Below are 21,836 nucleotides of genomic sequence, written 5' to 3'. Positions count from 1 at the left end.
ACACGAGCTGGGGAGAGACTTTGAACCCGGAATTATCTGAATAATTCTGCATTAAGCCGTTGCAACATGTAACGACTGCGGATTGGGGTGGAAAAACACGTGCTCCAGGATAGGCCCTATCGCCACTTCGCCGATTTCCTCATAGCCCTGGCGCTTATAAAAATCCAGGTAGCGTGAGTTGCCGGTATCGAGCACTACACCTGAGGAATGCGGGTCGTCGGCGCACCAGTTGTGCACGGCCTCAAGCAATTGCTCGCCATAGTGTTTGCCCTGAAATTGCGGGTGGATGCCCAACAACGGCAGTACGTGCACCGACTCGGTCGGCAGGCACGCCAGCACTGCGTGATGGTATTCCAGGTAACGGCGAGTGCCGCGCACACCGGTGCTCAACCACATGCGCAATTGCCACGCCCAGCTTTCGGTAATGCCCAGGCGCCGTTGCGGTGGCGCAATCAGGGCGATGCCGATCAGCCGGTCGTTGACGAACAGGCCGATGGCGGGCAGTTTCTGAAAGAAATGCTGCTTGACCAGCTCACGCACCGTGGCGCGTACCCGCTGTTCATAGCCTGGGCGTTCAGCTTCGAAGATGTAGGCGAACGTCGGCTCATGCCGATAAGCCTGGTAGAGCATGGAGCGCGCTTCGCGCGAATAGCCGCTGTTGAGCAGGCGGATCTCGGCAAGGGCCGTCGAAGTGTCAGGCATACAGTCAATCTCCCTGGGCGCCATTCAGAAGATGGCGTTCTTATGGGTACGAACCTACGCAGCACCAGTCGTTCCCAGACATTAGCAGGGCATCTGCTCGACCGCCACGCTGGCCCCCGTCGGACTTGTCGGCTAGCATCGCCCTTTTGCCAGACTGGACTGCCGACCATGAAAATCGTCTCCTTCAATATCAACGGGCTGCGCGCCCGCCCTCATCAGCTGGCGGCGCTGATTGAAAAGCATCAACCCGACGTGATCGGCCTGCAGGAAACCAAGGTTCATGATGACCAGTTCCCGCTGGCCGAAGTGCAGGCCTTGGGCTACCACGTTTATTACCACGGCCAAAAAGGCCATTACGGCGTGGCCCTGCTCTCGCGCAAAGAAGCGCTGAGCGTGCACAAAGGTTTTGCCAGCGATGAAGAAGACGCCCAGCGCCGCTTCATCTGGGGCGCCTTCGCCGATGAAAACGGCAACCCCGTGACCATCATGAACGGCTACTTCCCCCAGGGCGAAAGCCGCGACCACCCGACCAAGTTTCCGGCCAAAAAACGCTTCTACGAAGATTTGCAGCACCTGCTGGAAAGCCAGTTCAGCAATGACCAAGCCTTGGTGGTGATGGGCGACATCAACATCTCCCCGCAAGACTGCGACATCGGTATCGGCGCCGACAACGCCAAACGCTGGCTGAAAACCGGCAAATGCAGCTTCTTGCCGGAAGAACGCGAGTGGATGGCCCGCCTGAAAAACTGGGGCCTGGTGGACAGCTTCCGCCACCTCAACCCGGACGTGGCCGACCGCTTCAGTTGGTTTGATTACCGCAGCCGTGGGTTCGAAGATGAGCCCAAGCGCGGCCTGCGCATTGACGTGATCATGGCGTCCAACGGCCTGGTGCCGCGGGTCAAGGATGCCGGCGTGGACTACGAGCTTCGGGCGCTGGAAAAGCCGTCCGACCACGCGCCGATCTGGCTGGAACTGAGCTGACGCGACTCAATGTGGGAGCTGGCTTGTGTGGGAGCTGGCTTGCCTGCGATGCAGGCACTTCGGTCTTCCAGCTAAACCGAGTTGATGCTATCGCAGGCAAGCCAGCTCCCACCTTTGGGTTGGTTGTGTGCCCGTCACACCGTTGAAACCTTACTGACTTAATCTCCCGGCACTCCCTTTGGCTTAAGAAGGTGCCGGCATGATGCTGCGCGTTCTGCTCCTGTTGACCCTGCCCCTCTACGCAGTTGCCGCTGCCCTGCCCGTTCCCGACCAAGGCCCCGCGTTGCGCATCCAGGGTTCCAACACCATCGGCGCCGCGCTCGGGCCCGCGCTGGTCATGGGCATGATGCAATACCAGGGGTTGCAGGCGGTGCACAGTGAACCGGGCGACGGCGCCAATGAACAGCGCGTGATCGGCAAGACCCGCCAAGGCAGGACGGTCACCATCGAGGTGGCGGCCCACGGTTCCAGTACCGGGTTCGCGGCGTTGAAAAACCTCAGCGCCGACCTCGCCGCGTCGTCGCGCCCGATCAAGGACAGCGAACTGGTGGACCTTGAACCCTTGGGCGACCTGAAAAGCCCCGAGGCTGAGCAAGTGATCGCCATTGATGGCCTGGCGATTATCCTCAACCCGCAAAACCCGTTGAATACCCTGAACACCGAGCAACTGGCGCAGATTTTCAACGGCGAAGTCGACACGTGGGAGGCACTGGGCGGCATCGGCGGGCCGATTCATTTGTATGCCCGGGATGATCAGTCCGGCACCTACGACACCTTTAAGGAACTGGTGCTACGCCTGCGCGGTAAACCCCTGGCACCTGCCAAGCGTTTTGAGTCCAGTGAGCAACTGTCCGACGCCGTAAGCCGGGACCCTCAGGGCATCGGCTTTATCGGCCTGCCGTATGTGCGCCAGGCCAAGGCCGTGGCAATCGTCGATGGCGACTCACAACCGATGTTGCCGTTGAACAGCCTGATTGCCACCGAGGACTACCCGCTGTCACGCCGACTGTTCTTTTACCTGCCGCCCTCGAGCCGCAACCCGTGGGCCAAGGCGCTCGTGGACTTTACCCAGAGCAGCAAAGGCCAGGCGATTGTTGCAGCCAACGGTTTTATCGCGCAGCAGGTGCAGGCGATCAGCGTGGAGCCGCGCCCGTCGATGCCTGCGGACTATCAAGCCATCGCGCGTGAGGCCCAGCGACTGAGCGTGAACTTTCGCTTCGAAGAGGGCAGCGCCAGCCTCGACAACAAGGCGCGCCAGGATTTGCAGCGGGTGGTGGCGTACCTGAAAAGCCACGACAAACTCCACAAGCAGGTGACGCTCGTAGGGTTTGGCGACGCCAAGAATGACCCACAGCGCGCCGCGCTACTGTCGAAGTTGCGGGCAATGGCGGTGCGCCGCGAACTGGTGAAGAACGGTGTGGTGCTGCGCGATATTCTCGGTTTCGGCGCGCAGATGCCGGTGGCGGCGAACACGGCGGACGAGGGGCGGATCAAAAACCGGCGAGTGGAGGTTTGGGTGCACTGACGCCTGGCGAGCAAGCCCGCTGTGGCGAGCGGACTTGCCCCGCTGGCTACATTTACTGCCCGCTGCGCATCAGCTCTTTGGGCACGTACTTGCCGATCTCGAACTTGCCGATCGCCGCACGGTGCACTTCATCCGGGCCGTCGGCCAGGCGCAAGGTGCGTTGCATGGCGTACATGTAGGCCAGCGGGAAGTCGTTGGAAACCCCGGCACCGCCGTGAATCTGGATGGCGCGGTCGATCACTTTCAACGCCACGTTCGGCGCCACCACCTTGATCTGCGCGATTTCGCTTTTCGCAACTTTGTTGCCCACGGTGTCCATCATGTACGCCGCTTTCAAGGTCAGCAGGCGGGCCATGTCGATTTCCATCCGTGAGTCGGCGATCTTGTCGATATTGCCGCCCAGACGGGCCAATGGTTTACCGAACGCGGTGCGGCTGACGGAGCGTTTGCACATCAGTTCCAGCGCGCGCTCGGCCATGCCGATGGAGCGCATGCAGTGGTGGATACGGCCTGGGCCAAGGCGGCCCTGGGCAATTTCGAAGCCGCGACCTTCGCCGAGCAGTACGTTTTCGTACGGCACGCGCACGTTGTCGAACAGCACTTCGGCGTGACCGTGCGGGGCGTCGTCGTAACCGAAGACCGGTAATGGGCGCACGATTTTCACCCCCGGAGCATCCACCGGCACCAGGATCATCGAGTGCTGCTGATGACGCGGTGCATCCGGGTTGCTCAGGCCCATGAAGATCAAGATCTTGCAGCGCGGATCGCAGGCGCCGGAGGTCCACCATTTTTTGCCGTTGATCACCCACTCGTCGCCCTGGCGCTCGGCACGGGCGGCCATGTTGGTGGCGTCTGAGGACGCCACGTCCGGTTCGGTCATGGCAAAGGCCGAGCGAATCTCGCCGCGCAGCAACGGCTCGAGCCAGCGTTGTTTTTGCTCTGCGTTGGCGTAGCGCACCAGCACTTCCATGTTGCCGGTGTCGGGGGCTGAGCAGTTGAACGGCTCCGGGCCCAGCAGCGAGCGGCCCATGATCTCGGCCAGTGGTGCGTATTCGAGGTTGGTCAGGCCGGCGCCCAGTTCGGATTCGGGCAAGAACAGGTTCCACAGGCCCTCGGCTTTTGCCTTGGCTTTCAACTCTTCCATGATGGCGGTGGGCTGCCAGCGGTCGCCTTCGCTGACCTGGCGTTCGAACACCGGCTCGGCCGGGTAAACGTAAGCGTCCATGAATGCGGTGACGCGTTCACGCAGTTCCTGAACCTTGGGCGAATAGGCGAAATCCATGAGCAGCTCCCTTCTCTGAGAGGTTGTTTAGGTCATGCAATCGATGCTAGAACAGCGCTGATAATTTACCTAGCCTATTCTCGGCGTGTATTAACATTCATCACCGATATATGATCGGCGCCTGAGCACCTGACAAATCGCCACCTAACAATAAGAGCGCAACGAAATGAATCTGAGCAAGGTCGACCTCAACCTCTTTATTGTCTTCGATGCGATCTACACCGAAGCCAACTTGACCCGTGCCGGGCAGATCGTCGGCATCACCCAGCCGGCGGTGTCCAACGCGCTGGCGCGCTTGCGCGAAACCTTCAATGACCCGTTGTTCGTGCGCACGGCCCAAGGCATGGTACCCACGCCGATGGCGCAGAACATCATCGGCCCGGTGCGCAATGCGTTGTCGTTGCTGCGGGTGTCGGTGCAGGAAAGCCGGATTTTCAACCCGCAGCAGGCGGCCAAAACCTACCGCATCAGCATGACCGACCTCACCGAAGCGGTGATTCTGCCGCTGTTGTTCCAGCGCCTGCGCCGCCTGGCGCCGACGGTGGTGATCGAGAGTTTCCTGTCCAAACGCCGCGAAACCACCAAGGAACTCGCCGCGGGGCGCCTGGATTTTGCCGTGGATGCGCCGCTCAACACCGACCCGCAAGTGCGCCACGTCAAGCTGATGGAAGACCGCTACGTGTGCGCCATGCGCAAGGGCCATCCGATGGCGGGCAAGGACAAATTCACGCTGGATGACTACCTGTCGCTGACGCATATCCATATCTCCAGCCGACGTAACGGCCTGGGCCATGTGGACCTGGCCCTGGGCAAGATGGGCATCCAGCGCAAGATCGCCCTGCGCTCCCAGCATTACCTGATGGCCTCGCAAGTGTTGCAGCAGACCGACATGGTGATGACCGTGCCCGAGCGCTTTGCCCGGCGCCATGAATTGCACTGGTTTAACCTGCCGGTCAATGACGTGCCGCCTGTAGAAACCCACTTGTACTGGCACGAAAGCACCGACCAGGACCCGGCCAACCGCTGGATGCGCGAGCAAATGATCGAGTTGTGCCAACAGGTGACGGCGCATGAGAAAAAGCTCGATGGCAAGCAAGGCTGACCTGTGGCAAGCAGACCTTTTGTGGTGAGCAGGCCCTGTGTGACAAGCCGTCCCAGTGGGGCAAGCAGGCCCTGCTCGCCACAACACGCCCGCTCATAAGGTTGGAAAGGCAGCTTGACGTTCACGTCAACCTGACATTAGCTTAGCGTCAAGACCTTCTTGAGCGCCCCCATGAGCACGACTTACAGCATCTCCGACCTCGCCCGCGAGCTCGACATCACTACCCGCGCCATTCGCTTCTATGAAGAACAAGGCCTGCTGGCCCCGGAACGCCGGGGCCAGGAGCGCATCTACTCGGCGCGCGACAAGGTCAGCCTCAAACTGATCCTGCGCGGCAAGCGCATCGGTTTCTCCCTGGCCGAGTGCCGCGAGCTGATCGAACTCTACGACCCCAGCAGCGGCAACCACATCCAACTCAACAGCATGCTCGCCAAAATCGCCGAACGCCGTGAGCAGCTTGAGCAACAACTGCTGGATATCGAACAGATGAAGCTGGAACTGGACACCGCCGAAGAGCGCTGCACCCAGGCCCTGGCGCAGACCATGAGCCAGGTTGGCCAATAACGATAAGGTAGCCATCATGCCCCTCCCCTCACACGTACGCCTGGTGGAAGTCGGCCCGCGCGACGGCCTGCAGAACGAAGCCCAGCCCATCAGCGTGGCCGACAAGGTCCAACTGGTGGATGCCCTGACCGGCGCGGGCTTGAGCTATATCGAAGTGGGCAGCTTTGTCTCGCCCAAGTGGGTGCCGCAGATGGCCGGGTCGGCGCAAGTGTTTGCGCAAATACAACGCAAACCCGGCGTGACCTACGGCGCACTCGCACCGAACCTGCGCGGTTTTGAAGATGCCGTGGCCGCGGGCGTAAAGGAAGTTGCCGTGTTTGCGGCCGCGTCCGAGGCGTTTTCCCAGCGCAACATCAATTGCTCCATCAGCGAAAGCCTGGAGCGCTTTGCGCCCATCATGGCGGCGGCCAAGCAGCACGGCGTCAGCGTGCGCGGGTATGTGTCGTGTGTGTTGGGTTGCCCTTACGAAGGTGACATCGCGCCGGAACAGGTCGCGGCGGTCGCGCGCGAGTTGTACGCCATGGGCTGCTATGAGGTTTCCCTGGGCGACACCATCGGCACTGGCACGGCGGGCGCTACGCGGCGGCTGTTTGAGGTGGTCGGCGCGCAGGTGCCACGGGACAAGTTGGCCGGGCATTTTCATGACACCTACGGGCAGGCGATTGCGAATATCTACGCCAGTGTGCTGGAAGGGATCACGGTGTTCGACAGCTCCATCGCGGGCCTCGGCGGCTGCCCCTACGCCAAGGGCGCCAGCGGTAACGTGGCGACTGAAGACGTGGTGTACCTGCTCAACGGTCTGGGTATCGACACGGGCATCGACCTGCAGGCGCTAATTCTCGCGGGCCAGCAAATCAGCAGCGTGCTCGGCCGGCCCACCGGGTCGCGGGTTGCCAGGGCGCGTAACGCCAGTTGAGTAGAGCGGCTGTGACAATGTGTTACCGCACCGCTACATATCGAGTAACACGGGAACATATTTTGTCGCATTCGCTGTAGGCGATTTCTTATAAAAAATTCAACCTGCTGATTTTAAAGGCTTTTTAAAAGTTGGCACGGCTTCTGCTATCTCTATTGCATAACAAGAATAAAAAGCGCCAAACCTAATAAAAATAAGACGAAACGACTCTGACATAACAAAAACAACACGGCAGAGACGCAGCTAACAGATTTTTTTGGAGAAGATGTGCTTCGCAGGGTACGGCATGCCGAAACCCGCAACCGGTTAGAGAAAAATAAAACTACCTCAGGTAGCTGCCACTGGTTGGATCGGTAACGAAGAAGCAGATCAGCGCTCAAAAAAATACGTTTGCTCTTGACCCCGAATGGGGGTCGCCCAAAACAGCGGTAAAGGGTAACGGTTGCCAAAAACAACAACAGGCCGCCCCTCAATAATAAAAAAGAGCACGCAACGACAAATTAAAGGGGACCTTCGGGTCCCCTTTGTGCTTTCCGGGATTCGACAAACGCTCGTCTGGCATCGATCAAAAAGCGTGTTCGCGAAGGCGGTGTGTCAGTGACAGATGAGCTGACTGACCCTGCGCATTCGCGAGCAAGCCCGCTCCCACATGGGTTTGGGTTGTTAGTTGGACTGGGTTTTCAGCTCCTCGATCGAGATTTCGCGCATGCGAAATTTCTGGATCTTGCCCGTCACCGTCATCGGAAACTCTTCCACGAATTTGAAATGCTTGGGCGTCTTGAAGTGCGCGATGCGGCCCTTGCACCAGGTTTGCAGCTCCAGCTCGTTGGCCATATGGCCCGGATGGAACTTGACCCAGGCGACGATCTCTTCACCGTAGCGCTCATCCGGAATGCCAATAACTTGCACATCTGCCACCGCCGGGTGGGTGAAGAAAAACTCTTCGAGCTCGCGCGGGTACACGTTTTCGCCACCGCGAATGATCATGTCCTTGTTGCGCCCGGCGATACACACGTAACCGTGTTCATCCATGGTCGCCAGGTCGCCGGTGTGCATCCAGCCCGCGTCATCGATGGCGTCACGGGTGCCGTCGGGGTTGTTCCAGTAGCCGAGCATGACGCTGTAGCCGCGCGTGCACAGCTCGCCGATTTCACCGCGCGCGACGGTATTGCCGGCGGTGTCGATGATCTTGTTTTCCAGCTGCGGCTGGGTGCGGCCCACGGTGGTGACGCGGCGCTCCAGGTCATCGTTGGCACCGGTTTGCAGTGACACCGGGCTGGTTTCGGTCATGCCATAGGCAATCTGCACTTCCCCCATGTGCAGCTCGCTGATGACGCGGCGCATCACCTCGATAGGGCATGTGGCCCCGGCCATGATCCCGGTGCGCAAGCTGGCCAGCTCGAATTCGCCGCGGCGAGGGTGATCGAGGATGGCGATGAACATGGTCGGCACGCCGTAGAGGCCGGTGGCGCGCTCTTCGGCGACGGCGCTGAGGGTCAGCAGCGGATCAAAGCCGTCATTCGGGTAGATCATCGTGGTGCCGTGGGTGATGCAGCCAAGGTTGCCCATGACCATGCCAAAGCAGTGATACAACGGCACCGGGATCACCAGCCGGTCCTGCGCCGTGAGGCCCAGGCTTTCGCCAACCATGTAACCGTTATTGAGAATGTTGTGATGACTGAGGGTGGCGCCCTTGGGAAACCCGGTGGTGCCGGAGGTGTACTGAATGTTCACGGCCTGGTCGAAGTGCAGGCTGGCCTGGCGCCTGTGCAGCTGTTCGGGCGGGACGCCAGCCCCCAGGGCCGCCAGCTGCGACCAGGGCAAAAACCCCTGCGGTGGGTTGGGGTCGAGGCTGATCATGGCGCCCAGGTTAGGGCTCAGTGCTTGCAGCATGGCGTGGTAATCAGAGGTTTTGAATGACCCGGCGCACACCAGCCATTGGCAACCGGACTGCTTGAGCACGTAATCCAGCTCACTGCTGCGGTAGGCCGGGTTGATGTTGACCAGGATCACGCCAAGCTTGGCACTGGCAATCTGGGTGATGCACCACTCTGCACAATTGGGCGCCCAGATGCCCAGGCGGTCGCCGGCTTGCATGCCCAGGGCCAGGAACGCACGGGCGTGCAAATCAACCGTGTGAGCCAGTTGCCGCCAGGTGTAGCGGCGTTGCTGATGGCGCACCACCAACGCTTCACCCTCGGGATAGCGCGAGACCGTGTTATCGAAGGCCTGGCCAATGGTCATGGCCAGCAAGGTCTTGTCCTGAGAGCCACGGCTGTAGCTCTGATTTGGTTGATCCATAACGACCCCTTTTGTCTTTTTTGTAAGGCGGACGGCGGCTGCTTGACGTAAACGTAAACTACGATTGACAGCCTCGCAACGCAAGCTTACGTTAACGTAAAGGTGAGCGCCCTCCCCGGCGCTCAACCACACAACAACAAAGCTCTCATTAAGGTGCCTGTCCATGAGTTACCCGTCCCTGAACTTCGCCCTCGGCGAAACCATCGACATGCTGCGCGACCAGGTGCAGTCCTTCGTGGCCAAGGAAATCGCGCCCCGCGCGGCTCAAATCGACAGTGACAACCTGTTCCCCGCCGATATGTGGCGCAAGTTCGGTGACATGGGCCTGCTCGGCATCACGGTGCCGGAAGAGTACGGCGGCGCCGGCCTGGGCTACCTCGCCCACGTGGTGGCCATTGAAGAAATCAGCCGAGGTTCGGCGTCAGTCGGCTTGTCCTATGGCGCTCACTCAAACCTGTGCGTCAACCAGGTCAACCGTAACGGCAGCCACGAACAGAAGCTCAAATACCTGCCGAAGTTGATCAGCGGCGAGCATATCGGCGCCCTCGCCATGAGCGAGCCGAATGCCGGCTCCGACGTGGTCTCGATGAAACTGCGCGCCGAAAAACGCGGCGACCACTATGTGCTCAACGGCAGCAAGACCTGGATCACCAACGGCCCCGATGCCAACACCTTCGTGATCTACGCCAAGACCGACGTGGAAAAAGGCCCTCACGGCATCACCGCATTTATCGTCGAGCGCGACTGGAAAGGCTTCAGCCGCAGCAACAAGTTCGACAAGCTCGGCATGCGCGGCTCAAACACCTGCGAGCTGTTTTTCGATGACGTGCAAGTGCCCGAAGAAAACATCCTCGGCGCACTCAATGGCGGCGTGAAAGTGCTGATGAGCGGCCTGGACTACGAACGCGTGGTGCTGGCGGGCGGCCCGATCGGCATCATGCAAGCGTGCATGGACCTGATCGTGCCGTACATCCACGACCGCAAGCAGTTTGGCCAGAGCATCGGCGAATTCCAGCTGATCCAAGGCAAGGTCGCCGACATGTACACCCAACTCAATGCCAGCCGCGCCTACCTCTACGCGGTGGCGCAGGCATGCGAGCGCGGTGAGACCACGCGCAAGGACGCCGCCGGGGTAATCCTGTTCAGCTCCGAGCGCGCCACACACATGGCCCTGGACGCCATTCAGATTCTGGGCGGTAACGGTTACATCAACGAATTCCCCGCCGGGCGCCTGCTGCGTGACGCCAAGCTGTACGAAATCGGCGCCGGCACCAGTGAGATTCGCCGGATGCTGATCGGCCGCGAACTCTTCAACGAAACCCGCTGAAGGAGCGCCCATGGCCACCTTGCACACCCAACTCAACCCGCGCTCGGCAGAATTTGCCGACAACAGCGCAGCCATGCGCCTACAAGTTGACGCCCTGCACACCCTGCTCGCCCACGTGCAGCAAGGCGGTGGCGCCAAGGCTCAGGAGCGGCACACGTCGCGCGGCAAACTGCTGCCCCGTGAGCGGATCAATCGTTTGCTCGACCCGGGTTCGCCGTTCCTTGAACTGAGCCAACTGGCGGCCCATCAGGTGTACGGCGAAGACGTGCCGGCGGCCGGGGTGATTGCCGGGATCGGCCGCGTGGAAGGCGTCGAATGCATGATTGTCGCCAACGACGCCACGGTAAAAGGCGGCTCCTACTACCCGCTCACGGTAAAAAAACACCTGCGCGCGCAGACCATCGCCGAGCAGAACCGCCTGCCGTGCATCTACCTGGTGGACTCCGGTGGCGCCAACCTGCCGCGTCAGGATGAAGTCTTCCCGGATCGCGAGCACTTCGGGCGGATCTTCTTCAACCAAGCGAATATGAGCGCCCAGGGCATCCCGCAGATTGCGGTGGTGATGGGCTCGTGCACGGCGGGCGGTGCCTACGTGCCGGCCATGGCCGACGAAGCGATCATGGTGCGTCAGCAGGCGACCATCTTCCTCGCCGGCCCGCCGCTGGTGAAAGCGGCGACCGGCGAAGTGGTCAGCGCCGAAGACCTGGGCGGCGCCGACGTGCACTGCAAGATCTCCGGTGTGGCCGACCACTATGCCGACAGCGATGAACACGCGCTCGCCCTGGCGCGGCGCAGCGTGGCCAACCTCAACTGGCGCAAACAGGGGCAGTTGCAGCAACGCCAGCCGGTGGCGCCGCTGTACAGCAGCGAAGAGCTTTACGGCGTGATCCCGGCCGATGCCAAGCAGCCGTTCGATGTGCGCGAAGTGATCGCGCGGCTGGTCGACGGCTCGGTGTTCGATGAGTTCAAGGCACTGTTTGGCACCACGCTGGTGTGTGGTTTTGCGCACTTGCACGGCTACCCGATGGCGATTTTGGCCAATAACGGGATTCTGTTCGCCGAAGCCGCGCAAAAAGGCGCGCACTTTATCGAACTGGCCTGTCAGCGCGGGATTCCGCTGCTGTTTTTGCAGAACATTACTGGCTTCATGGTCGGCCAGAAGTACGAAGCCGGCGGCATCGCCAAGCACGGCGCCAAGCTGGTGACCGCGGTGGCCTGCGCCAAGGTGCCGAAATTCACGGTGATCATCGGCGGCAGCTTTGGTGCCGGTAACTACGGCATGTGCGGCCGGGCTTACGACCCGCGCTTTTTGTGGATGTGGCCCAATGCACGCATCGGCGTGATGGGTGCCGAACAGGCGGCCGGCGTGCTGGTGCAGGTCAAGCGTGAACAAGCCGAACGCGCTGGCGCAAGCTTCAGCGCCGAAGAGGAAGCCGCGATCAAGCAGCCGATCCTCGACCAGTATGAAACCCAGGGCCACCCCTATTACTCCAGCGCGCGCTTGTGGGATGACGGCGTCATCGACCCGCAGCAAACCCGCGACGTGCTGGCCCTGGCCTTGTCCGCTTCGCTGAACGCCCCCATCGAGCCGAGCCGCTTCGGCGTGTTCCGCATGTAAATGGAGCTGTACCCCATGAGCGATTTCAACACCCTCGAACTGATCACCGACCGCCGTGGTTTTGCCACGCTGTGGCTCAGCCGCGAAGCCAAGAACAACGCGTTCAACGCCCAAATGATCCGCGAACTGATCATCGCGCTCGACCAGGTGCAGGGCGATTCGTCGTTGCGCTTTCTAGTGCTGCGCGGGCGCGGCAAGCACTTCAGTGCCGGTGCCGACCTGGCGTGGATGCAGCAATCGGCCGAGCTGGACTACCACACCAACCTGGACGACGCCCGCGAGCTGGCGGAGTTGATGTACAACCTGGCCAAGCTGAAGATCCCGACCCTGGCTGTTGTGCAGGGCGCGGCCTATGGCGGCGCGCTGGGTTTGATCAGTTGCTGCGACATGGCCATCGGCGCCGATGACGCGCAGTTCTGCCTGTCGGAGGCGCGCATCGGCCTGGCTCCGGCGGTGATCAGTCCGTTCGTGGTGCAGGCCATCGGCGAACGTGCGGCGCGGCGTTATGCTCTGACCGCCGAGCGTTTTGGCGGCCAGCGGGCACGCAACATTGGCCTGCTGGCAGAAAGTTACCCCGCCGGTGAGCTGGATCAGCACGTCGAACACTGGATCGCCAACCTGCTGCTCAACAGCCCTGCGGCGATGCGCGCCAGCAAGGACTTGTTGCGCGAAGTGGGCAACGGCGCCCTCACCCCGGCGTTGCGCCGCTATTGCGAAAACGCCATCGCACGGATTCGCGTCAGCGCCGAGGGCCAGGAAGGCTTGCGCGCCTTCCTGCAAAAACGTCCGCCCAGCTGGCAAGCACAGGAGCCGCGTTCATGAGCCCACTGACGACTGTGCTGGTGGCCAACCGCGGCGAAATTGCCTGCCGAGTGATGCGCACCGCCAAGGCCATGGGCCTGACCACCGTGGCGGTACACAGCGCCATCGACCGTGATGCGCGCCACAGCCGCGAGGCAGACATCCGTGTCAACCTCGGTGGCAGCAAGGCCACCGACAGCTACTTGCAAATCGACAAGCTGATTGCCGCCGCCCAAGCCAGCGGCGCCCAGGCGATCCATCCCGGGTATGGGTTTCTATCGGAAAACGCCGGTTTTGCTCGCGCGATTGAAGCCGCCGGATTGATCTTCCTCGGCCCGCCCGCCTCGGCCATTGATGCAATGGGCAGCAAATCGGCCGCCAAAGCGCTGATGGAAAAAGCCGGCGTGCCGCTGGTGCCGGGTTACCACGGCGAAGCTCAGGACCTGGACACCTTCCGCGCGGCCTGCGAGCGCATCGGCTACCCGGTGCTGCTCAAGGCCACCGCGGGCGGTGGCGGCAAGGGCATGAAAGTGGTCGAGGAGGTCAGCCAACTGGCCGAGGCCCTCGCTTCCGCCCAGCGTGAGGCACTGTCGTCGTTTGGCAACGGGCAGATGCTGGTGGAGAAATACCTGATCAAGCCGCGTCATGTGGAAATCCAGGTCTTTGCCGACCAGCACGGCCACTGTTTGTACCTCAATGAGCGCGACTGCTCGATTCAGCGTCGCCATCAAAAGGTCGTGGAAGAAGCGCCGGCGCCGGGCCTGAGCGTTGCACAGCGCAAAGCCATGGGCGAAGCCGCCGTGCGCGCGGCCCAGGCCATCGGTTATGTGGGCGCGGGCACGGTGGAGTTTTTGCTCGACGCGCGTGGCGAGTTTTTCTTCATGGAAATGAACACACGGCTGCAGGTGGAACATCCGGTGACCGAGGCGATCACCGGCCTCGACCTGGTGGCCTGGCAGATCCGTGTCGCCCAGGGCGAGCCACTGCCGATCACCCAGGACCAGGTGCCCTTGATTGGGCACGCGATTGAAGTGCGCTTGTATGCCGAAGACCCGGCCAATGATTTTCTGCCGGCCACCGGGCACCTCGCGCTGTACCGCGAATCCGCACCCGGCCCGGGCCGTCGCGTGGACAGCGGGGTAGAACAAGGCGACAGCGTTTCGCCGTTCTACGACCCGATGCTGGGCAAGCTGATTGCCTGGGGCGAAGACCGTGAACAGGCGCGCCTGCGCTTGTTGAGTATGCTCGATGAGTTCGCGGTGGGCGGGCTCAAGACCAACCTGGGCTTTTTGCGGCGCATCATCGGCCATCCGGCGTTTGCGGCGGCTGAATTGGATACCGGGTTTATTCCGCGCTATCAGGCTGAGTTGTTGCCGGTGCCGGGCGAGTTCAGCGACGAGTTCTGGCAGGCGGCAGGCTCGGCGCTTATGCAGAGTCTGCCGGCAGGTGATGGGCCGTGGGCGGACACGCGGGGGTTTCGCGCGGGGCTGCCTGCCGAGGTTTCGCTGCATTTGAGCAGCGGCGCGCAGGATCGTCGGGTAACGTTGGGTGGAGGCGCTGCGCAGTTACGCGGCGAGCAGTTGTGGCTCGAGCACAACGGCGTGCGCCGTGCCCATCTGGCGGTGCGCGGCGAAGGCTGCGTGTACCTGCGCTGGGAGGGCGAGATGCATGCAGTGAGCCTGTTCGACCCGATTGCAGCGGTCGAGGCCAGCCAATCTCATCAGGGTGGGCTCACGGCGCCGATGAACGGCAGCATCGTGCGGGTGTTGGTGGACGTCGGCCAGGCCGTCGAAGCCGGTACACAATTGGTGGTACTGGAGGCGATGAAGATGGAGCACAGCATTCGCGCGCCGCACGCAGGCGTGGTCAAGGCACTGTTTTGCCAGGAAGGTGAAATGGTTGCCGAAGGCAGTGCCCTGGTGGCGCTTGAAACAGCGGACTAAAACTTCGCCGTGGCCTGCACGACGACGCCGAGGATTCGGCAGTCGTCGGTGAACAGCTGCTTGGGGTAGGTGGGATTGAGCGGCACCAGGTAACGCTGGCCGCTTTCTTCCATTAACTGGCGAAAGGTCGCCCGGGGGCTGTCGGCCCATTGGGCGACCACCAGTTTGCCGGGTTCGGCGTCAATGGCCGGGTCCACCAGAATCAACATGCCAGCGCCAATGCTCAAACCACTGGGGGCAGTCATCGCGTCTCCCGTCACGGGCAGCCAGTAGGCTTCGCCCCGGGCGTGGTAATCGGTCAGTTCAAAACGTGCGGCGCCGTAGGCCGGGCGCTCTTCACGTATTTCGCAGACGCCCTTCCAGTCGCTGACCGGGTAGCGAAAATACGGGTTGTAGTGTTTTTCCAGGAGCGGGGCCTGATCGGCTTTCTGCCGAATTTCCAGCGCAACCTCCAGATACTCCAACCCTAACTCGGCGAGTACCCGGTTCATGTCCGCCAGGCTTGGCACGCGGCGCTTGTTGAGCCAATGGCCCACGCCGCCCTGGGACATGCCCAGGCGTTCAGCCAGTTCATCCTGCGTGACCTTGCGGTCTTTCATGTTGGCTTTGACCAACGCTATCCAGTTATCCATGGGGCGTGACAATACGTTGTGCAGATGCCACGACAATAAACAGTTTGTAGTAATCCATCAAATGACATAAATACGATTCGTATTACTATCAGGCGCAGGTTTTCGACATTCACTCAGAGTAGCCACCCTCATGACGACCCGCCCGTATCATCTGCCCGGCACCGCTGAAACCGAACAACTGTCGGGGCTGCGCACCAGCGGCGCGGCCCAGCGCGCATTGGATCATTACTTGAAAGAGGATGTGTCGGCACCGCTCCCGGACGAGAGCTTCTTCGACATCAAGCCCAACGTCAGCCACGAGGATGCCCTGGTGCATGCTTCGGAGCTGTTACGCAGCGCGGCAGCGGCGGCCTACGAACTGGCGAGCAGCCGGCAGGGCAACCAGCGGGACCTGGCGTTTTCAGTGGTGTATTTGATTGATATGGCGAAGGTGATGGTGGAGCGGACGTTGCAGTCGCCAGCGGCTCAGGCAAACGCATAACAGACACGAAGCAAAAATATTTCTATCCCACGGATAAAAACATTTGACTTGCAAATGATAATGATTATTATTGGGCTCAGCTGATCGCGAGATCAGTCGATAGACCAAGGGACCTTAGGTCGGACTCTTGGAATATCTCCTCATCAGGCTAATCACGGTTTTTGACCCGGCTCTTTGGCCGGGTCTTTTTTTTGCCAGTTTCCCTGGCATGGCTTCAGGCTAATGAAGACTGTGTGTTGCTTGATGGCGCGCATGGTAGCAAAAGACCATCTTCAAAAGAAAGCCGAACGAGCGCTCCAGGCCCGATCTTTCCGAAATAGCGCTTGAGAATCAATCTCATAGATTCTAAGCTGCTGCTGCGTCAGGGATGATGCCCCCTTCCCCCGTGCAAAAATATTGCATCAAGATTTTGCCTGACTCCTGTGTAAGATATCCGCCACAACACTCATATTCAGGCAATCAGACTATGACCGTGGCCTTGACCTCCATCAAGATCAGCACCGACTTCGACAGTGGCAACATCCAGGTTCTGGATGCGAGTGATGCCTATCAGTTATTGCTGGCGATCAAACCCGACACCCGCAGCGCACACTTCCAGTGGTTCCACTTCAAGGCCGAAGGCATGCACGTGGGCCACACCCACACCTTCCGCCTAAGTAATGCGAGTCAGTCCTCTTACAAAAACGCCTGGAGCGGCTACAACGCCGTGGCGTCCTACGACCATATCAACTGGTTTCGCGTTCCCACGCGCTTTGATGGCGAAACATTGCACATCAGCCTGGAAACCCGCGAAAAACAGGCCTGGATCGCCTACTTCGAACCCTACAGCCGCGAGCGTCACGACGCCTTGATCGAGCAGGCCTTGAACCGCGCCGGTACCCAGTTACTCGCCACCGGCAAAAGTGCCGAAGGCCGTGATATCCAACTGCTGCGCCGCGGCAAGGGTGGCGAGGGCCAGCGCAAGGTCTGGATCATCGCCCAGCAACACCCCGGCGAGCACATGGCCGAATGGTTCATGGAAGGCGTCATCGAACGCCTGCAACAGGACGGTGACGCCGAGCTGAAAAAACTGTTGTCCGTCGCTGACCTGTACCTGATCCCCAACATGAACCCCGACGGCGCCTTTCACGGCCACTTGCGGACCAATGCCATGGGCCAGGACCTCAATCGTGCCTGGCAGAGCGCCAGCCAGGAAATCAGCCCTGAAGTGCTGTTCGCCCAGCAGCAGATGGAAAAATACGGCGTCGACCTGTTTCTCGATATCCACGGCGACGAAGAAATCCCCTACGTGTTCACCGCCGGCTGCGAAGGCAACCCCGGCTACACGCCTCGCCTCGAAGCGCTGGAAAAACACTTTCGCAGCCACTTGAGCGCATTGACTCGCGACTTCCAGACCACCCACGGTTACACCCGCGACCTGCCGGGCGAGGCCAACATGACGCTGGCCTGCAATGCCGTCGGAGAGAAATTCGACTGTCTGTCGCTGACCCTGGAGATGCCCTTCAAGGACAACGACGATGCGCCCAACCCGAAAACCGGTTGGTCAGGTGAGCGCTCCAAACAGCTGGGCAAGGACGTATTGAGCACGGTTGCCGATATCGTCACGGCACTGCGCTAAGCCGCCCCGCCTCCGGCATCAGTCCTTGGTGCCGGTCATGCTTTGCAGCACGCCGTCACGGCGAATCAAGCCGTGAAACAGCGCCGCCGCCAAGTGCAACAGCACCGTCAGAAACAGCAGATACGCCAGATACCCATGGGCCTTGCGCAACACCGCAAACAACGGCGCATTCGCCCCCACTAGCGCCGGCAACTGCACTGAACTGCTGAGCATCACCGGGTCACCGGCCGCCGAAATCATCGCCCAGCCCAGCAGCGGCAACACCAGCATCAACGCGTACAACAGCACATGAGAGGCCTTGGCTGCCAACCTTTGCCACAGCGGCAAATCATCCGGCAGCGGCGGTTGCCGAGTGGAAAAACGCACCACCAGCCGCACGATCACCAGCGCCAGAATCGCAATCCCCAGCGGCTTATGCAGGTGAATCAGCCACTCATGGCGCTCCGACACCGACGCCGCCATGCCCGCACCGATAAACAACATAGCGATGACCATCAGCGCCATCAGCCAATGCAGCACACGCGCCAGCGGCGCGAAATAGCGTGGTTGAACATTCATGGCTTCGACTCCTGAGGGGCGCTGTGCAGCGGGCTGACTTCACCGGCACGACGCACGTACGAGCTGGCGTAGGCTGCCGAACGCGCCGCCAGCAGCGGGTCGTCGGAGGCCTGGATACCACTGGGCAAAATCAGCGGATCAAAGTTGATATCGCGGCAATCGCCGTCCGCTTGCGGCTGGCTGCTCTGCAGTACCAGGGTGCCGGCGTTGAGCACCTTGTGTTCGCCGGTCCAGGTTTTGCTCGCATCGTCCAGCGGGTCGCCGGGGTTGGCCAGGGTCATGTTCAACTGCCAGCGCAGCGGGCCGGATGCCAGACGCTGCACCAGGTCTTTTTCAAGAAAGTCACTGCCTGAAGGCGCGGTATCGCCCGCTGCATCCTGGCTCTGCGGCACGACGCCCCAACGCACTGCCTGGCGCTTGCCGTCAGCGCTGACCAGATAAAACGCATTGATGCCGTTGTAGGTTTCTGTCGCATAGCTGGCCGACGGCTTGGCCGTCTTGACCCACGCCAGGAACGGCGCGGTCTCCGGGTGCGCGGCAAAAAACGCCGGCATGCCCGCCGGGTTCGGCTTGCCGGTGGCCGGGTCTGGCGCGCCCGCCTTGAGCATCTGGTAAAAGGCTTCAGGCGTGCCCACCGGGAACACCGGCATGCTGTTCATCCCCGTGCGCCATTGCTGGCCGTTGACTTGGCTGAACTGCAAGGCAAAGCTGCGGATCGGCACACTGCTGTCCGGCGCGTAAGGGTTGCCGCTGGGCAAGGCAAATCGACCAATCACTGGCGTTTTCGCTTCGCTGAACACTTGGGCACTCGAATACGCCCGCGCCTCGGGGCTGCTCTCGAAGTAACCCGCCACGCACACGCCCTTGGCATGGTTGCGGCGAAAGCCAGGGTGCAGGCCGTTATTGGTTTCCAGAGCATTAACCAGGGTTTTGGGGCGCAGGCGCTGTGGGTCGAGGGTGCCGTTGACGTAGGCAAACGCCCCGGCAACAACGGCAACCACGGCACCGATACCGGCGAGCCGTGCGATCAGGCTCGCGGTACTCAACGCAGGACGGGGCGGTGATGAGTGATCTACCATGAAGTGACTCCAGGGCCAGAGGCCTAAGCGGTGAAACATAAGGTCGGAGCATTAAGACGAACGCCGATCCGCTCTATTCCCACGCCCTGTGTTTATTTTTCAGGCTTGGGAATAACCTTCAACGTCAGACGTCTCTCTAGTCCCAGCGTAGCGACCAGCCAGATTCCCATGCACGAACTCGACGAACAGTTACGTGAACTGATCCCCAGGATGCGGCGCTTTGCCGTGTCCCTGACCCGTAACACCAGCAGCGCCGACGACCTGGTGCAGTCGACCCTGGAACGCGCAATCACCCGTTGGGCCGATAAACGCATCGAAGGCGACCTGCGCGCGTGGCTGTTCTCGATTCTTTACCGGCAATTCCTCGACGCCCACCGCCGCAGCCGGCGTTACGCGCGCATGCTCGACTTCTTTACCGGCCGTGACGACGCGCAACCTTCGGTGGAGCGCACGGTGATGGCCCAATCGGCCTTGCAGGCTTTCGACCAACTCAACACCGAACAGCGCGCCCTGCTGCTCTGGGTGTCGGTCGAAGGGTTAAGCTACAAGGAGGTTGCCGTCATCCTCGAGGTGCCCGTCGGCACCGTCATGTCGCGCTTGTCCCGGGCGCGCCAGGCCCTGCGCCAACTCAGCGATGGTGAAATTGCCAGCCCTTCCCTGCGGATACTCAAATGATCAGCCTGCCCCCCAGCGAACGCGATTTGCATGCCTACGTCGATCACCAACTGCTGGAGAGCGATCGCCGCGTGCTTGAAACCTACTTGGCGGCCCACCCCGACGTCGCCGCCCAAGTGCATGCCTGGCAACAGGATGCGCAAGCACTGCGCGCGTCATTGAACGGCGCGTTGCAACAACCGGCCAACCCCGAGCTGGACCCGGCGCTGATTCGCCAACGCATCAAACACCAATCGCGCCGCCACTTCGCCACGGCTGCCGTGCTGTTGATCGCCGTCAGCCTGGGCGGTGTTGGCGGCTGGCACGCCCGCGAAGCGACCCAGCCTGCCCTGTTGCCGATGGCCGACGCGATGCAGGCGTTCCGCCTGTTTGCCCAGGACGGCATCATGCCCGCCGACTACAACGCCCAGGACGGCGGCTCGATGCAGGCCTGGCTGGATCGCTACTTCAACCAGGCGCACCGCCTGCCGGACTTGAGCCAGGCAGGTTTCAGGCCTGTCAGCGGGCGCTTGCTCACCACTGAGCAGGGCGCTGCGGCCATGGTGCTGTACGAAGACCCGCAAGGCCGGCGCATCAGCTTCTACATCCGCCCGCCCGGCCCGGAAAACGGCTTCCTGCCCCGCGGCAGCCGCAGCGCCGATGGCTTGCAGGCCGAGTACTGGTCCGGCAGCGGCTACAACTACGCGATGGTCAGCCCGGTGGATCAGCCAACCACGCAGATGATGAAGTTCTAAAAGCCCACGTCCAGCACCACGTTGTCCAGATAGATGCCGCTCGGCGGCGTGGTCTGGTCGGTATAGACCTTGGCGTTGTAGTTGAACACCTGGCTGCCCGTGCCCAGGCCGTTGCCAGGGTTGACCTCGGCCGTTGAACTGGCCCGACGTGCCGTGCCAACGCTGCCCCAGCGGGTCGTGCTGGCACTCTTGAAGATGTCGTAAGCAAGGAAGTTACCGGCGGACACCATTTGCCGGCGGCCACCCACACTCACCGGGTTCTGCCCGTCACTAAGGCCCACGGTGTAGGCGCTGCCCTTGGTGCAGGCCACGCTGGCCTGCCCGTTGACGGTGGAAAATGCACTGACCACCGGCGCGCTGCCAAAGGCGATGGCGGGCGTAGTGATCTGGCAGTCATTGACCACGGTCATGCTCACATTCAGCGTGGTGGTGCCGTTGTTGATCTCGCGGCCCGCGCAAATCCCACCAATGCCAATGCCCGAACAGTAGTTCCAGTTCCAGGCGATATTCAGGGTTTCGCTGTACACACCTGCAGCCACGTTACTGCCGATGGTGGTGGCGAAATACAGCGGCACAACTTTGGTGCCCGGCCCGAACACCAGGCCAAGGGAGGCGGCAATGCCGCCACTGCCGCCAAAATCGAACGCGGTGCCGCGCGTCATTGGGAACGCGGTGGTGTTGTTGGCGTAGATCGTATAGCTGATGACATCCCCGGTCGGCCCGACCAGGCCGCCTTGCGCGGAGCCGGTGACGGACGCATAGAAATGGTCACTCGAGGTCAAGACTGACAGCAGCGCTGACGTGCAGCTCAAGCCAGCGTTGGTGGTCGAACTTGGCTGGGAGGTGGTGCGCACGGTCATTGAACTCACCGTGGTGCCGAAACTGGCCGGCACGGTGGCGCCCACCGTGCACACCGCCTGCACCTGTACCGACACTCCCAGGCTTGCCAACAGCAGTAACCGCAACAGCCAATCCTTGACCCGCACACGCGCACTCC

At 61.4% G+C, this 21,836-nt stretch carries 20 protein-coding genes; 13 read left to right on the top strand and 7 right to left on the bottom strand.

What is annotated here, in order from left to right:
- Positions 1-51: 51 nt before the first annotated feature.
- Positions 52-702, bottom strand: a complete 651-nt coding sequence (locus tag FPT15_RS20030) for an N-acetyltransferase (RefSeq protein ID WP_145163998.1) — start codon at positions 700-702, stop codon at positions 52-54.
- Positions 703-870: 168 nt separating this feature from the next.
- Between FPT15_RS20030 and xthA the strand changes: the two genes are divergently transcribed.
- Positions 871-1,683, top strand: coding sequence for an exodeoxyribonuclease III (gene xthA / locus FPT15_RS20025; RefSeq protein WP_145163996.1), 813 nt, complete (start codon positions 871-873; stop codon positions 1,681-1,683).
- 199 nt (positions 1,684-1,882) lie between these two features.
- A complete protein-coding gene (locus FPT15_RS20020) occupies positions 1,883-3,208 on the top strand; it encodes a substrate-binding domain-containing protein (protein ID WP_145163994.1) in 1,326 nt (441 codons plus the stop codon).
- 52 nt (positions 3,209-3,260) lie between these two features.
- On the opposite strand, the gene FPT15_RS20015 is transcribed toward FPT15_RS20020, so the two are convergent.
- Positions 3,261-4,490 (bottom strand): acyl-CoA dehydrogenase, encoded by a 1,230-nt coding sequence (locus FPT15_RS20015; RefSeq protein WP_145163992.1) that lies wholly within the window; start codon positions 4,488-4,490, stop codon positions 3,261-3,263.
- Between the two features lie 166 nt (positions 4,491-4,656).
- On the opposite strand from FPT15_RS20015, the gene FPT15_RS20010 reads away from it, so the two are divergent.
- From FPT15_RS20010 to FPT15_RS20000, 3 genes are all read left to right on the top strand, one after another.
- Positions 4,657-5,592, top strand: coding sequence for a LysR family transcriptional regulator (locus FPT15_RS20010; protein ID WP_145163990.1), 936 nt, complete (start codon positions 4,657-4,659; stop codon positions 5,590-5,592).
- Between the two features lie 171 nt (positions 5,593-5,763).
- Positions 5,764-6,156 (top strand): MerR family DNA-binding transcriptional regulator, encoded by a 393-nt coding sequence (locus FPT15_RS20005; protein ID WP_106578810.1) that lies wholly within the window; start codon positions 5,764-5,766, stop codon positions 6,154-6,156.
- 16 nt (positions 6,157-6,172) lie between these two features.
- Entirely contained in the window at positions 6,173-7,072 is a 900-nt protein-coding gene (locus FPT15_RS20000) for a hydroxymethylglutaryl-CoA lyase (protein ID WP_145163988.1), read from the top strand.
- A gap of 663 nt (positions 7,073-7,735) precedes the next feature.
- Here the strand turns inward: FPT15_RS20000 and FPT15_RS19995 are convergent.
- Entirely contained in the window at positions 7,736-9,373 is a 1,638-nt protein-coding gene (locus FPT15_RS19995; protein WP_145163986.1) for an AMP-binding protein, read from the bottom strand.
- A gap of 163 nt (positions 9,374-9,536) precedes the next feature.
- Here FPT15_RS19995 and FPT15_RS19990 point away from each other — a divergent pair, with 163 nt between their 5' ends.
- From FPT15_RS19990 to FPT15_RS19975, 4 genes are read left to right on the top strand one after another with little or no spacing between them, the layout of a single operon-like run.
- Complete coding sequence (locus FPT15_RS19990; protein ID WP_145163984.1) at positions 9,537-10,700, top strand: isovaleryl-CoA dehydrogenase; 1,164 nt, start codon at positions 9,537-9,539, stop codon at positions 10,698-10,700.
- Positions 10,701-10,710: 10 nt separating this feature from the next.
- The gene (locus tag FPT15_RS19985) at positions 10,711-12,318 is read left to right on the top strand and encodes a carboxyl transferase domain-containing protein (protein ID WP_145163982.1); all 1,608 of its coding nucleotides are present in this window, start codon (positions 10,711-10,713) and stop codon (positions 12,316-12,318) included.
- Between the two features lie 15 nt (positions 12,319-12,333).
- Positions 12,334-13,140 (top strand): gamma-carboxygeranoyl-CoA hydratase, encoded by an 807-nt coding sequence (locus FPT15_RS19980; RefSeq protein WP_145163980.1) that lies wholly within the window; start codon positions 12,334-12,336, stop codon positions 13,138-13,140.
- Positions 13,137-15,062 (top strand): acetyl/propionyl/methylcrotonyl-CoA carboxylase subunit alpha, encoded by a 1,926-nt coding sequence (locus FPT15_RS19975; RefSeq protein ID WP_145163977.1) that lies wholly within the window; start codon positions 13,137-13,139, stop codon positions 15,060-15,062. Before FPT15_RS19980 ends, FPT15_RS19975 begins: the two co-directional genes overlap by 4 nt.
- Here the strand turns inward: FPT15_RS19975 and FPT15_RS19970 are convergent.
- Positions 15,059-15,694, bottom strand: coding sequence for a LexA family transcriptional regulator (locus FPT15_RS19970; RefSeq protein WP_145163976.1), 636 nt, complete (start codon positions 15,692-15,694; stop codon positions 15,059-15,061). The genes FPT15_RS19975 and FPT15_RS19970 overlap by 4 nt on opposite strands.
- Positions 15,695-15,824: 130 nt before the next feature.
- Here FPT15_RS19970 and FPT15_RS19965 point away from each other — a divergent pair, with 130 nt between their 5' ends.
- Complete coding sequence (locus tag FPT15_RS19965) at positions 15,825-16,175, top strand: DUF6124 family protein (RefSeq protein ID WP_145163974.1); 351 nt, start codon at positions 15,825-15,827, stop codon at positions 16,173-16,175.
- A 466-nt stretch (positions 16,176-16,641) separates the two neighbouring features.
- Entirely contained in the window at positions 16,642-17,793 is a 1,152-nt protein-coding gene (locus tag FPT15_RS19960) for a carboxypeptidase family protein (protein ID WP_145163972.1), read from the top strand.
- An 18-nt stretch (positions 17,794-17,811) separates the two neighbouring features.
- Here the strand turns inward: FPT15_RS19960 and FPT15_RS19955 are convergent, their stop codons facing one another.
- Together FPT15_RS19955 and FPT15_RS19950 are read right to left on the bottom strand one after the other, a co-directional pair.
- Positions 17,812-18,351, bottom strand: a complete 540-nt coding sequence (locus tag FPT15_RS19955) for a cytochrome b (RefSeq protein ID WP_106578819.1) — start codon at positions 18,349-18,351, stop codon at positions 17,812-17,814.
- On the bottom strand, positions 18,348-19,430 hold the full coding sequence (locus FPT15_RS19950; RefSeq protein WP_145163970.1) for a catalase family peroxidase: 1,083 nt from the start codon (positions 19,428-19,430) through the stop codon (positions 18,348-18,350). The genes FPT15_RS19955 and FPT15_RS19950 overlap by 4 nt, the downstream gene beginning before the upstream one ends.
- A gap of 168 nt (positions 19,431-19,598) precedes the next feature.
- Between FPT15_RS19950 and FPT15_RS19945 the strand changes: the two genes are divergently transcribed.
- Both FPT15_RS19945 and FPT15_RS19940 read left to right on the top strand, forming a co-directional pair.
- On the top strand, positions 19,599-20,105 hold the full coding sequence (locus tag FPT15_RS19945; RefSeq protein WP_106578821.1) for a sigma-70 family RNA polymerase sigma factor: 507 nt from the start codon (positions 19,599-19,601) through the stop codon (positions 20,103-20,105).
- Positions 20,102-20,839, top strand: coding sequence for an anti-sigma factor (locus tag FPT15_RS19940; protein ID WP_145163968.1), 738 nt, complete (start codon positions 20,102-20,104; stop codon positions 20,837-20,839). Before FPT15_RS19945 ends, FPT15_RS19940 begins: the two co-directional genes overlap by 4 nt.
- On the opposite strand, the gene FPT15_RS19935 is transcribed toward FPT15_RS19940, so the two are convergent.
- The gene (locus FPT15_RS19935; protein ID WP_178119729.1) at positions 20,836-21,825 is read right to left on the bottom strand and encodes a spore coat U domain-containing protein; all 990 of its coding nucleotides are present in this window, start codon (positions 21,823-21,825) and stop codon (positions 20,836-20,838) included. The two genes, FPT15_RS19940 and FPT15_RS19935, sit on opposite strands and share 4 nt — an antisense overlap.
- Between the last annotated feature and the right edge of the window lie 11 nt (positions 21,826-21,836).

The sequence above is a fragment of the Pseudomonas sp. RGB genome (assembly GCF_007713445.1).
Classification (GTDB): Bacteria; Pseudomonadota; Gammaproteobacteria; order Pseudomonadales; family Pseudomonadaceae; genus Aquipseudomonas.
The sequence above is the reverse complement of the archived record's forward strand: the minus strand, read 5'-3'. Positions and strand labels throughout refer to the sequence as shown.